This window comes from Paenibacillus silvae (assembly GCF_014639235.1).
Lineage (GTDB): Bacteria > Bacillota > Bacilli > Paenibacillales > Paenibacillaceae > Paenibacillus > Paenibacillus silvae.
The window spans coordinates 306623-319554 of record NZ_BMFU01000004.1 but is presented as its reverse complement, the minus strand read 5'-3'; the positions used below and the strand labels follow the sequence as shown (position 1 = coordinate 319554).

The following is a 12932-nucleotide window of genomic DNA, read 5'->3' as shown; positions in this document are numbered from 1 at the left end:
ACACCTCCTAATCAACCACCTGATTATATCATATTTTTCCTATTTTTGATTAACGATCCAAAACAAAAAAAAGACATTATCGGTAATAACCGATAACGTCTTTGTCTGAAGCTTTATTTTCCAGCCAGGAATGCATCCAGCTGCTCCTGTTTAGCCGCAATAATTTTATCGATACCTGCTGCTTTCAATTTTTCCAGATATTTCGGAATCATCTCGTTCGGATCAACCGCACCCGAGGTCATGCCTGGTTTGAACTGTTTGTTGACGTTGTTAACAGCCGCAATTTCGTTTTTCACGGACTGGCTGTTAAACGTGAAACCAAGGGCAGGAGATTTTACACCTTTGGCGTTAAACTCCTTGAACTTCTCCCATTTCTGCGGGTCTTCATTATCCCACAGGTAATTCAGGAACTGGTTACCCAATTGCCATTGTGCACCTGGATTATAGGTACGGCTGTTGGCATCCACGCCGTCAGGCAGCTTGATGATGTTATCCTGACCATCTACTTTGACATAATGCTTACCTTCAATACCGAAGTTGAGCAGGTTGTTAATTTCTTTGTCAGAGTGAAGCAGGTTAATAACTTGCATGGCTTTCTCCGGTTTTTCAGAAGAACGGGAGATTGCAAGCATCGCACCGGATGCATCTCCTGTCGTAATGGTCGGACTTGTCATTTCAATCTGTGTCAGCGGGTAACCAACATAACCTTCCTCTTCCTTATCTTTACCCGGCTTCATACCATCCGTCCACATGAACGCTTTGCCGGCTTTGGCCTGGTCTTTCGGGAATACGTTGGACGTTGCTGCGTCGCTGTTAATGTAACCCGCCTGATACCATTTACGTGCAAGCTCGGCCGCTTGTTTGAACTCCGGCGTCTCCACTTCATTCAGCACTTTTGTTTCGCCTGCTGTTTTGGAGATCACACCCGGTACGGAAGCATCACCGAGATAATCCCAGTCGAGGTTTTCGAGCAAACCGTTACCATTCGTATTGGACATATAGAACGGAGTGATGGAAGGTTCATTTTCCTTAATGGTTTTGAGCAGTGGCTCCAGATCAGCCCATGTTTTAACTGCTGTCAGGTCCAGCTTGTATTTGTCAGCCAGGTCCTTGCGGACCAGTACACCGCGGGTGGCTGCAAGCTCCTTGTTAGTTGGCACACCATAGTTGACACCATCCACCTGAGAACCTTCCAGGAAGGCAGGGTCCAGATTTTTCTTGATGTCCTGCCCGTATTCATCCAGCAGGTCATTCAGTGGCAAGAACGCACCTTTGGCTACGTTAACGGTGTAGTTCTGCCAAGCTGCGGTGAAAATAATGTCGGCCTTCTCCCCTGAGGAGATCATCAGGTTCAGCTTATTATCCCATTGCCCCCAGTCCACAGCATTGATTTTGATCGTAGCTCCAATCTTGGGCTCCATCTTTTTGTTGATCTCTGCTTCTACCAATGCAACATCCTTCTGAGGTGTGCCCGGGTAGAACAGCGAAACCTCGTAAGGTTTTTCAGTATTGCTTGCGTTCGGAGTGCTTCCTTCTGCTCCCGGTGTTGCAGTCCCCCCCTTGCCAGGCGAGCAGCCAGCAAGCACCAGAGCCAGTGTCATGGCAGCCGCTGTCATACGTGACCACACTTTAAACGATTGAACCAATTGAACCCCTCCTGTTCATATAATGGACCGTTAACCTTTGACACCTTACCTTTTTACCGTTCTTCCCCAATTCCAAACAAACGGTAAAAACCTTTCTGTATATGCCCTTTCGTCTATCTTACAATAACCTTGACCACTCCCTAACCGGCTGGAGTTATCCCTTCACAGCACCTACCGTCAAACCTTTGATGAAATAACGCTGGAAGAACGGGTACGCCAGTACAATTGGACCTATACCGACAACAGCCATTGCCATTTGCAGCGTTTTGTTTGGCAGATCAGGCATTGCGCCCTGTGATGAAATCTGTGAAGAAACGTTGGAGTTGGTAGTTAAATATTGAATATCGAGCAGCGTACGGTACATAAGGTACTGAAGGCTGATCGTCCGGTTATCCGAGATAAAAATCATACTGAGGTACCAGTCATTCCAGTAGTTCAGCGTACTGAACAGTGCGACGGTTGCCATAACGGGCAGCGAGAGCGGCAGGACAATCCGCAAAAACGTTTTCAATTCCCCCGCTCCGTCAATGCGCGCCGATTCCAGAATAGATACCGGAATGGAGTTGGCGAAGAACGTTCGCATGACGAGTACAAAAAACGGTGATAACAACAGCGGCAGGATCAACGCCAGAATAGAGTTTTTCAGATCCAGCACGTTGACGTATACGAGATACCAGGGAACAAGTCCCCCGTTAAACAGCATGGTGAAAAAGATGAAAAAGGCGAACCAGCCGCGATACGGCAAATCCCTGCGTGAGAGTGGATACGCATAAAGTGCTGTCAGTGCAACACTTGTAATCGTACCGACAACGGTAACGATAATCGATATGCCGTAAGAGTGGATGATCTGATCCATATCCTTGAACAGAAACTCGTAGGCTGTCAGGCTGAACTGCTCCGGAATGAGCTTGTAGCCATTGGCGATAACCGTTGTTTCATCCGAAAAAGAGATGGCGAAGACCAGTATGATCGGCACGATACAGGCAATGGCATAGAATAGAAACATGAAATGAATGACGGCTGCGGAACGCTTGGATACCGCTAATGGATCACGTGTTTTCACAACTGACTTGCCTCCTCTCAAAATAGTGCATTATCTTTGTCGATCCGTCTGACGATGGTATTGGATACCAGCACCAGCACAAAACCGACAATCGCTTGGTACAAACCTGCCGCAGATGACATCCCGATGTCTCCGCCAATAAGGAATGTACGATATACATACGTATCAAGAACGTTGGTTACAGGGAACAGTGCGCCTGATTCCAGCGGAACCTGATAGAACAAGCTGAAGTCTGCATAAAAGATACGTCCGATCTGAAGCAAGGTCATAATGACAATCAACGGAATCAGAAACGGAATGGTGATGAAACGAATCTGATGCCACTTCGATGCACCATCCAGCACAGCCGCTTCATAATATTCTTCGTCAATGCCCACTACAGCGGCCAGATAAATGACGGCATAATAACCGATATTCTTCCATGTATTCACAAGCGGCAGAATGTATGGCCAGTATTTCGGTTCAGAATACCAGTCGATCGGCTGTCCTCCAAACATTTGCAGAATGGTCGAGTTCATAAATCCCGAGTCCTTGCCGAGAAAAGCAAGTACGAGATAGCTGACCACGATCATGGATAAAAAATAAGGCAGCAGCATAAGAGATTGGTATAACTTGGACATTGCTTTATTTTTCACTTCGTTTAGCATAATTGCCAGTCCTACACCAACAAACAGATTAAGTGCGATAAATACGGTGTTGTATGCGAGCGTGTTTCGCGTGATCTCCCACGCATCGCTGGTTGAGAACAGGTATTTAAAATTATCCCATCCGCTCCACGGGCTCCCCCATATTCCATCGGCATAGTTGACATTTTTGAATGCGATCAGAACGCCGAACATCGGCATGTAGTTGTTTACCAGCAGAAACAAAATGCCTGGCAGAAACATCAGGTAGAGCACCTTGTATTTGCCAAGATTGTATAACACGGACTTGCGCTTTCGAACCGTGCCTTCCGGTATCTCCGATATTCGTACGCCCTTACCCGCCTGGGGTTGTGTCTTCATACGTGTTCTCCCTCACTCCTCTTGAATTCTTCCTCAGGATAAAGCTCCGTGCGCCTCCTGTGGTTCAAGTATACGGCGGGGTGATCAAGTCCTCTATCTGCTGTGGTGACCTGTTCAATAATCAAATTATGACTTTCATTACATAAATAACAAACAAAAAGCGCAGCATGCTGCGCCTGATTACACGGTTCTGGACTGTTTGCGAAACTCCTGCGGCGTAATGCCGGTGCATTTTTTGAACATTTTCGTAAAATGAGAGTAATTATAGTATCCTACCTTGCCTGCGATATCGGTCACCTTGACGGTGGACTGGGAGAGTAAGGTTTTCGCCATCGCTACCCTGCGCTGCAGAATGAATTCGGACAGAGACATTCCTTTTTCCTTGCGGAACAAACGGGACAGATAAGCCGGGTTAAATCCGGCAAACGCTGCAAGCTCCTCCCGCATCAGCTCCTCGCCGATATGATTCTCAATGTAAATGCACAGCTGATCCACAATCGACATCGGATTCTGATCGTCCGGGTACAGGACGGGGATGACACGGTCAATCAGATCAAGCGTCCACTGCTTCAGCTGCGACAGCGATCTTGTCACTACCGCTTCCTCCGGCTCTCGCTCTCCTGGATAAAGACTGCGAATGGAAACATTGTTCTGATGCAGCAGGGGATAGACGACATGCAGCAGCGCATGATAGTAAAGACGCAGCATTTCCGGGGATAAGCCTTCCTGCGCGGCAAGCAGCTCAAAAATTTCATGCACACGTTCACGCAAATCATCTACTTTGCCTGTTTCAAACAATATGGACAGCTCAGAAAACCATGGAATCGGTAAAAAACGATCTTCCTGAGCCCGGTGGCGCTCGTCATAGACAAAAACCTCTTCCAGTTCCTTGATATTACGGCGCTCCATGTCCATAAGGTCATTCAGCATGCCTTGCAGTTCAGTTACAGCCACAGGCGCTCCTACATAACAGGACAAACGGCAATAGAAATAAGTCCCACACTCCTGAATGTAACGCTGGCAGCGCTGCTGGGCTTCTTCCGCAGAAAGAACCGTTCCATCCTGTTCATACGCCAGAACGATGTTAAGCCCGCTGTGATCCTGAAACACTTCACCTGGTTTATCACCCAAAACCACTTCTCTGGCCGCATTACGCAAGGCATATTCCAATACCTCTTCATCGCGCAGATTGAACTCGCGTACCCACTCCTCCACCGATATAACAATCGGCAGCACACGCACTTCGGGATCAATCTCTGCGCCGTACAGCTCGGCGAGCTCCTGCAGCTTCTGCGGGGTTAGTGCACTCCGCTGGGATATTGCGTCTTTCCAGAAACGCTCGGTCAGTAGAGGTTTATGAGTTTTCCACCGCTTGTATACGGTTTCGTAAACCTCGTTCGTTCGGGTACGCTGTTCTCCGTCCCTGATTTTGTCCATGGCTTGTGTAACCACTTTGATAAGCTGATCCGCCGGAGCAGGCTTCAGCAGATAATCGAAGCTGTTCAGCTTGATTGCTGTCTGGGCATAATCAAACAGTGCATGGCCCGTCAAAAAAATAGTCAGTATGCCTGGATCATGCTTGAGCACCCAGCTTTGCAAATCCAGACCGGTCTCCCCGGGCATCTCGATGTCACAGATCAAAATATCAATGGCCTCCGTCCGAATGACCTGTCTGGCCTCTTCCACATCACATGCCCCGAACACCTGATCAATTCCGGCAGCCTTCCAGTCCACACCCTCCAGCATCGCTTGCAGAGCGTATACCTCATCATCCACGATCAACAGGTTCCGCATGAGTTCCTCCTTCTTGCTCTTCCGTCTGAGCAGGCAGATAAATCCGTACTACAGCGCCTCCATCTATCCTGTTTTCAAAAGTCAAACCTGCCTCGCTGCCATACTTAACCAGCAGCCGGTGAGCCACATTCCATATTCCAATATGCTGTCCTCCGGGGTCCCTGGCATATTGTGCCTGCTGCAGCTGCTCCAGCAGCTCCGGTGCAAAGCCGACTCCGCTATCCTTAATCTGAAGCTCCAGCATGCCATCCTTGGCATCACCGTCTCCCGCTTCCTTCACACGTGCCGAAATACGAATGACAAAGGGCTGCATCCTCCGCTGAAAGCCATGAATGATCGCATTTTCGACAAAAGGCTGTATCGTCAGCGGCGGAAGAACATACTGACCGGCCTTCGCATCAATGTCCAGTTCGAATTCCAGCTTGCTCGGAAAGCGCAGCTTCTGTATCTCAAGATAGTGACGAATATGCTCAATCTCGTCGTTAAGACTGATTACACGTTTGCCGGCACGTAAACTGAATCTGAAATAATCGGCCAGGTGACCTGCCATCTGTTGTACCAGCTCATGTTTTTGCAGGGAGGCAAGGCTGTGAATAATATTCAGGGAATTCAGATAAAAATGCGGATTGATCTGCATCTGCAGCTGCTTGAATTCAGCTTCCCGCGTCCGCAGCTGTTCCTCATATACATCGATCTTCAGATGCTGGATCTCCTGAATCATCTGATTGAAGCTGCGTGTCACAAACTCCAGCTCGGAGGAGGATGGTGCTTCCAATGTCACATTCAGTTCTCCGCGACTAACCCTTCTCATGCCGCGAATCAGAGCGTTCATCGGACGGAACAGAAGCTGCCGCAGGAAGAACAACGCCGTAATGAGAATGACAGCAGCCCCTATAGGCAGCAATCGGATAATCTGTTGGAAAAAAGGCAGGTTGCGCATCATGTCTTCCTCTGGCAGCAATACAACATAATTCATCTCCGACATCGCGGAGGCAATGCCAACCATCAGATACTGCCGGGCCTGCCCGCTCGTTTCAGTGATGACCTGATACGGACTTTCCAAACCGGCCAAATGATCAGCCGCCAGTTTAATTTGTCCCGCATCCAGCGTTGAATCAGACAAGGCTCTGCCATCGGGAGTCACGATAACAGCTCCGCCTCTGTCTCCCGATTCAGTAAACTGCTGTGAATCATTCAGTGCATTCATGTCTACCAAAGCCCCGGCATAGAATTGCTGATTGATCCGCACCGTTTTCACTAACGCATTAAACGAGCCTCCGCGTACAATACTCCATTCCGGCTTCTGAATATCGCCCTCCAGCTGGCGCAGCTGTGCTGGCATACTTCGCTGCACAACGGACTTTTTGATATCATAGTTGCCCGCGGTGGCCAGCAGCAGATCATCGTTCACCGCATCGTATAAATAGAATGAATCAATAAGATTATAAAATCCGATATCGGTCATAAATTTGTTCATAATACGCTGCTTGGCAATAATATAGTCTCCACTTCCGTATTGTAGAAAGAACAGGGAGATAATATCAGGGTCACGCTCGCCCAAACTGTATAAATATCGATTCGTTTCCTGCAGTACACGTTCATTTTGCTCCACATTTTTGGCCAGATGATTCATATAAGTGAGGGATACCTTATCACGTACCACCTTCATCGCATACACATTGTTGTAATAAAGCAGCAGGAACAGTGGCAGCATGATCAGCGTAAGTCCCACAATAAATTTAAAGCGCAATGAACGGATCAAGTTCATGGATTACCGTCCTTTTGATTCAGGATAATCTGATTTATTCTGATTTGATCTGTAGTTTCTAATTTCTCCCTCAAGATAGCATGTATATTGTAATCACCTGTGTTCGACGTTGTCTATCAGGTTCGGTGACCCCCGGATATGTGTTCTCGTGACTTGTATTCTCCGGTGCATCCCATGTGTACGCTTCGTTTCACTCCTACATAATTCTCTGAATGTAAAAAAAATCCTGCTTGAACACCCAGGCCTGACATGCATAGGATATATCACTCTCCCGGGATAAGTGACCAGGGAGTAGGGATATGCAGGGAGGTTGTCATCATGATGAATATTCAACTTGTTCCGCTGCACTATGTTTATTTGGCATTTATTGTCCTCATTATCGCCGTTATGGTTCGGCGCAAAGATACAACCATCATCTGTGTCGCCGGCATTATGACGATCGGACTGCTGGCAGCAGAAACGTTAAGCGGCTCGGTCGCCGGCATTTTTAACAGTTTCATCTACGCTGCCAAGGAATTGTTAAGCACCATCTTTATCATTTCAATTATCGTTGCAATGAGTCGTGTGCTGATTAGAACAGGCATCAATGAAGTCATGGTGAGACCCCTTACCCGTTTTATTCGAACTCCTCAGGCAGCCTATTGGAGTATCGGGCTGATTATGATGGTCGTATCTTTATTTTTCTGGCCCTCTCCAGCTGTTGCACTGGTCGGTGCAGTGCTCCTGCCAGCAGCCGTACGGGTTGGACTGCCTCCCATTGGAGCTGCTATCGCTATGAACCTGTTTGGTCATGGCATTGCTCTGTCAGGCGATTACATCATTCAAGGTGCTCCAAAGCTTACAGCAGATGCAGCCGGTCTTCCCGTAGCGTCCGTGATGGCTGCCAGCGTGCCTCTTGTGCTTGTCATGGGCACAGTATCTACACTGACTGCCTTCTGGATGCTTCGCAAAGAGATGAAATCCAGCAACGCTCAACAGCAAACGGTCAAGTTAGAGCAACCGTCAACAGAGCTTCCTGTAGCACCAGAAAGTCATTCATCTATCGAAGTGCATACGATGCCCCTTCATCTTAGAAAAGCATTTGCACTTATTGTACCGTTGTTATTCGCACTTGATGTTGTATTGATGTTTGTGTTAAGCCTGCAGGGAGGAGATGCAACCGCCTTAATTGGTGGAACCGCCGTGGTCATTCTGATCGCCGTTTCGATGGCAGCGCATCGTTATAACGGATCAGAGGAAACGACCCATTATCTCATTGAAGGCTTCCAGTTTGGCTTCAAAGTATTCGGTCCGGTCATTCCGATTGCTGCATTTTTTTATCTTGGAGACGCAGCAATTACCGAATTATTTGCTAATCCTCTTCCTGAAGGCTCACACGGGATCGTTAATGATCTTGGCGTTGCGCTTGCGGGTATTGTGCCAATGAACGGCACTGTGGGGGCGATTACGATGACCGTTACCGGCGCTGTAACCGGTATGGACGGTTCAGGATTTTCGGGAATTTCGCTTGTTGGCTCGATTGCTACCATGTTTGCCGGCTCAGCAGATTCAGCACCGATGCTTACCGCCTTGGGTCAGATCGCAGCCATCTGGGTTGGCGGTGGCACGTTAATACCATGGGCATTAATTCCAGCTGCCGCGATCTGCGGGGTAAGCCCGTTTGAGCTGGCACGGCGTAATCTGAAGCCGGTCATAATCGGACTAACCGTAACAACAATTGTCGGGATTTTTCTTATCTAAAACGTAATGTATGATTGAGCGAGATCACCTCTGATATAGTGTGTAACCTGCCTTGTTTATTCATTGGCATCGTTCGTTGAAATTACTTGTTTCACGCGCCCAACTTGTCCGCTCGTTAATCTCACTTTAATGCCGTGCGGATGTGAAGGAGATTTGGTTAACAGATCTTTGACAATACCTCTCGTTAGTTTACCGGAGGCCTGATCCTGCTTGAGTACGATATCAACCTCCAGACCCGGTTTGATGTCTGCTCTTTTTTGTCCATTCATATATTCACCTTCTTTATTGAAGTATCAGCAGCGGTTCAGCTCTATCTATTGTAGACGTTTGGACTGCAAAACAAAAGACCGCAGGCCCCATGATACGATCAGGGACTGCGGCTTGAACAGATATAACAGCATTCCATATGCGCACGTGCTTCAGTTTCTGTCCGAAGCAGGATGGATCGATTGGTTAGCAGAGATTATGGATGCTTTCGCGGTGATGAGGATGAAACTCCCTCCTTGGCGGCTTCGCGAGCCTTGACAGCAAGAAGCTCGGACACCGTTACGAATTCATATCCTCGTTCCTTCAATATGGGCAAAATCTTCCGCAAGGATTCGATGGTCTGCGACCTGCCATCAACCTTATCATGGAATAACACGATATCCCCATTCCGTGCGTTGTTCAGCACTTTTTTCGTAATCGCTGATACGCCAGGCAAAGCCCAGTCTCGTGTATCCTGGTGCCAGGACCACAAAATAATGGTATATCCCTTTTGCTTGGCCGCCTGAATCACCATATCATTGTAGTAACCGCCGGGGGGCCTGAACAATAACGGACGCTGCGCTCCTGCATTAACGATGGAGGCCTCCGCCGCCCCCATGTCTTTCAAATATTTACCTATTGCTGTTGAGCGCACGGCATACGTATGAGCATACGTATGATTCGCGATCTCATGCCCTTGAAGCTGCTCCTGCCGAACGATGTCAGGGTACTTCTCTGCCCATTTGCCAAGCACAAAAAAGGTCGCCTTCGCATCATACTGCTTCAGTAAAGCTAAAATCTGGGGTGTCTGGACGGGGTCTGGTCCGTCATCAAATGTCAGGGCGATCAGTTTGTCATGTGTAGGAACTTCCCACACGATCTCTCCCCGCTCTTCATAATACTGGCGATTCTTCTGCACCGGCTTGGCATACGCTGAACTGGTCAGCAACACCATAGCCAGCATGAACAATGCGACAAATCGAGCTGCTTTCAGGTTCATGTCGTATCCTCACTTTGATGTTCATACTTCATTCGTCATACTTTAAACTGCAAACTTAACTCCATACTTTAAACTGCAATCCTCTGTTAGCATTACCCGATTGTAGGAAACTCATGAATCATCTTCATTAATCATTTTTCAGCACAGTCGCCTCCACGTCATTGATGTAACGACGCAGTTTGGCTGCTACATCCCGGGTAATCTCTCCGTTCTCATATAATTGCTGAACGGTATTCCGCTGTTCCTGAATGGCTACCATCTGAAGCTCAAGCTTTTCCTGATTGAATGGATCTTCAGCCTTATCCTGGTTCCAGGCTCGCAGCCTGGCCATGACCCGTTCATATTTGGCAATGACAGAGAGCGCAGCCGTACGATTCGTGTCATTCATCTGTGCCCGTACAGCTTTAATGGCAGCCTGGGACGTGCGCAGCTTCACCTTGCGAAACAGCTCTGCATTTTCCAGCATAAAGGGCTGAGCCTGCTTATGATTACGACTGGCGAACAGTTGACCCAGCATACGCCCGACCTCGTGCAGTGAAGCCAGAAGTTGCGTGTTGGCCCGATTGGAAAGCATCATCTCCTTGCGATCCAACCAGGTATCACATTTGAAGGCGGCTTCGGGTCCCAGAGCATTCTCGTCCATCATCGCTTCAATCTCCTTGCGCTCCGCTCGTGTGGCGACCAGATTCATTACTGTTTCCTGTTTCTGCATCGCTTTGCGTGAATCTGCAGTATACTGTCCGGCCGCCTGTTTAATGTATTTGGACAAGTCCGATACGACGGTCAGGGCAGCGGCTTTATTTTCATCATTCATCTCGGATTTGACCGCTCGAATGGCTGCATTCAGCATAATGTCTTGTGCTTTGCGTTCAGACTTCTGCGGTGTATGCTCATCCGAAGTCTTTCCTTCCTCCCTTGCTAACACAGGCAGCAGCACACTGGCCGCGATCAGAGATACCAGGATGACACCGGCCGCCAGGAAAATAATCAAATCCCGCTCGGGAAACGGTGACCCGTCCTGTAGAACATAAGGAATTGAAAATGCACCTGCAAGTGTTACCGCTCCTCTTACACCAGAAAGGGAGAGAATTATAATCTCTTTAAAGCGTGGTTTGCCGATAGGTGACTTCCTGGTGCTCCGCAGCCATTCATTTCCCTGCCAGAACAGATAAATCCACAGGAAACGCAGCAGAACAAGAAGCAGGAAAATGAGCACCACGTAACCTAACACTTCGAAATTGTTAAATGACACGTTGACAAAGATCGTATTTAACACATCCGGGATCTGTACACCCAGAATCATAAATACAAGACCATTCAAAATAAATAAAATAACCGACCATGTGCTTGCCGACACGACCTGCATCTTGAGCTGCACCGATTCTGCCCGATCCCGTTCAATGGCATGAATGATGCCCCCTGCAACGACCGCCAAAATGCCGGAAACCCCGATCTCCTCACTTACCAGGTAAATGACAAACGGAGTCAAAATTTGCAGCAGCATATGAATGGTTACATCCTCCATGCCCAATCTGCGAATCCATACCCCGAGCCGGATCAACAGAAAGGACATCAGAGCACCCGCAAGCAGACCTCCAGCTGCAATCAGGATAAAACTGACTGTTGCTTGAGCGAGTGAAAAAACACCGGTAACCGTTGCAGCGATCGCAAATTTAAACGCAACCAGACCGGACGCATCATTCATCAGCGCTTCGCCCTCAAGAAGTCTATGTATGCTTTTTGGCAAATGTACACGTCCCGCCATAGCTCCCACAGCTACAGCATCGGTCGGAGACAAAATGGCTGCAAGGGCAAATGCCGCTGGAAGCGGGATGGACGGAATTAGCCAGTGAATTATATACCCGGCTACAGCAACTGTGACGAACACCAGCCCAAGAGCAAGCAGCAGAATCGGTGCGCGCAGGTTCCACAGTTCGTTTCGTGGTGTTCTTTTCCCATCGTTATATAACAATGGCGCAATAAAAAGTACAAAAAACAATTCGGGATTAAGCGGTAAATGAACACCTGCAGGCAGCAGCGCTGCAGCTACACCAAGTGCAATCTGAATGAGCGGAACGGGAATAAAAGGCACAAACCGGTTTAATACATTCGACAAACCGATCAGTACCAGCAGGACAAGCACAGCAATAAATAGTTCCATGATGACAACCCTTTCCACTGCTAAAGTTAGCAAACATCATAATGTCCTCATTTTAACAAAATCAAAGACGCTTATAACAAAGTTTTCATATTCCTTTACCCATTCCAATCGCTTTCCTACTCGTTCATGCAATCCATTTTGATTATAGATATCTATAAGATGTACAATATGTATAGGACCATACCCCGCTGGAAAGGATCGTTCAACGATGGCTTTTGGAATTAAACGACAAGAACTGGCCGCATGGAAAGAGCAGGTCGCTCGCGGCGAAATCGCTTATCTGACTCATTACTGGCTTGATTCACGATTTCCCGGAATTACAAGTGTTACCAAGGTCGGCTGTGCAGATTTGGACCGTCTGGAGCAGTGGTGCCGGGAACACAGTCTGGACCCGCACTACATTCATCGAAGACAGCCCTTCCCTCATTTTGATCTGATGGGAAGAAGGCAGAAGGAAATTTTGAAGCAGGAAGGTTTGAATGAGCATATATTCCGTTTTCATCTTTAGTC

Annotated in this window: 10 protein-coding genes; 2 read left to right on the top strand and 8 right to left on the bottom strand. The window is 48.0% G+C overall.

Features of this window, described 5'->3' with window-relative positions; translation table 11 throughout:
* Window positions 1–113: 113 nt before the first annotated feature.
* From IEW26_RS15790 to IEW26_RS15770, 5 genes are all read right to left on the bottom strand, one after another.
* Entirely contained in the window at window positions 114–1646 is a 1533-nt protein-coding gene (locus tag IEW26_RS15790) for an ABC transporter substrate-binding protein (protein ID WP_145402848.1), read from the bottom strand.
* Between the two features lie 154 nt (window positions 1647–1800).
* Window positions 1801–2709: a carbohydrate ABC transporter permease gene (locus tag IEW26_RS15785; RefSeq protein WP_145402849.1), complete on the bottom strand. Its 909-nt coding sequence runs from the start codon at window positions 2707–2709 to the stop codon at window positions 1801–1803.
* Window positions 2710–2726: 17 nt separating this feature from the next.
* Window positions 2727–3713 (bottom strand): ABC transporter permease, encoded by a 987-nt coding sequence (locus tag IEW26_RS15780; protein WP_174812286.1) that lies wholly within the window; start codon window positions 3711–3713, stop codon window positions 2727–2729.
* 180 nt (window positions 3714–3893) lie between these two features.
* On the bottom strand, window positions 3894–5507 hold the full coding sequence (locus IEW26_RS15775; protein ID WP_188593069.1) for a response regulator transcription factor: 1614 nt from the start codon (window positions 5505–5507) through the stop codon (window positions 3894–3896).
* Window positions 5482–7275, bottom strand: coding sequence for a sensor histidine kinase (locus tag IEW26_RS15770; RefSeq protein WP_188593068.1), 1794 nt, complete (start codon window positions 7273–7275; stop codon window positions 5482–5484). The genes IEW26_RS15775 and IEW26_RS15770 overlap by 26 nt, the downstream gene beginning before the upstream one ends.
* A 321-nt stretch (window positions 7276–7596) precedes the next feature.
* Between IEW26_RS15770 and IEW26_RS15765 the strand changes: the two genes are divergently transcribed.
* The gene (locus tag IEW26_RS15765) at window positions 7597–9015 is read left to right on the top strand and encodes a hypothetical protein (protein WP_188593307.1); all 1419 of its coding nucleotides are present in this window, start codon (window positions 7597–7599) and stop codon (window positions 9013–9015) included.
* A gap of 56 nt (window positions 9016–9071) precedes the next feature.
* Here the strand turns inward: IEW26_RS15765 and IEW26_RS15760 are convergent, their stop codons facing one another.
* The 3 genes from IEW26_RS15760 to IEW26_RS15750 form a co-directional block, all read right to left on the bottom strand.
* The gene (locus IEW26_RS15760) at window positions 9072–9284 is read right to left on the bottom strand and encodes a YwbE family protein (RefSeq protein WP_145402852.1); all 213 of its coding nucleotides are present in this window, start codon (window positions 9282–9284) and stop codon (window positions 9072–9074) included.
* A gap of 194 nt (window positions 9285–9478) precedes the next feature.
* Entirely contained in the window at window positions 9479–10261 is a 783-nt protein-coding gene (locus IEW26_RS15755) for a polysaccharide deacetylase family protein (RefSeq protein WP_145402853.1), read from the bottom strand.
* A 127-nt stretch (window positions 10262–10388) separates the two neighbouring features.
* The gene (locus IEW26_RS15750) at window positions 10389–12422 is read right to left on the bottom strand and encodes a Na+/H+ antiporter (RefSeq protein WP_188593067.1); all 2034 of its coding nucleotides are present in this window, start codon (window positions 12420–12422) and stop codon (window positions 10389–10391) included.
* A 208-nt stretch (window positions 12423–12630) separates the two neighbouring features.
* On the opposite strand from IEW26_RS15750, the gene IEW26_RS15745 reads away from it, so the two are divergent.
* Complete coding sequence (locus IEW26_RS15745; protein ID WP_188593066.1) at window positions 12631–12930, top strand: hypothetical protein; 300 nt, start codon at window positions 12631–12633, stop codon at window positions 12928–12930.
* The last annotated feature ends 2 nt before the right edge of the window (window positions 12931–12932 follow it).

Coding starts and splice junctions, on each gene's coding strand:
- IEW26_RS15780 (WP_174812286.1), bottom strand. CDS start 3,713: ATGAAGACACAACCCCAGGCGGGTAAGGGCGTACGAATATCGGAGATA.
- IEW26_RS15775 (WP_188593069.1), bottom strand. CDS start 5,507: ATGCGGAACCTGTTGATCGTGGATGATGAGGTATACGCTCTGCAAGCG.
- IEW26_RS15770 (WP_188593068.1), bottom strand. CDS start 7,275: ATGAACTTGATCCGTTCATTGCGCTTTAAATTTATTGTGGGACTTACG.
- IEW26_RS15765 (WP_188593307.1), top strand. CDS start 7,597: ATGAATATTCAACTTGTTCCGCTGCACTATGTTTATTTGGCATTTATT.
- IEW26_RS15760 (WP_145402852.1), bottom strand. CDS start 9,284: ATGAATGGACAAAAAAGAGCAGACATCAAACCGGGTCTGGAGGTTGAT.
- IEW26_RS15755 (WP_145402853.1), bottom strand. CDS start 10,261: ATGAACCTGAAAGCAGCTCGATTTGTCGCATTGTTCATGCTGGCTATG.
- IEW26_RS15750 (WP_188593067.1), bottom strand. CDS start 12,422: ATGGAACTATTTATTGCTGTGCTTGTCCTGCTGGTACTGATCGGTTTG.
- IEW26_RS15745 (WP_188593066.1), top strand. CDS start 12,631: ATGGCTTTTGGAATTAAACGACAAGAACTGGCCGCATGGAAAGAGCAG.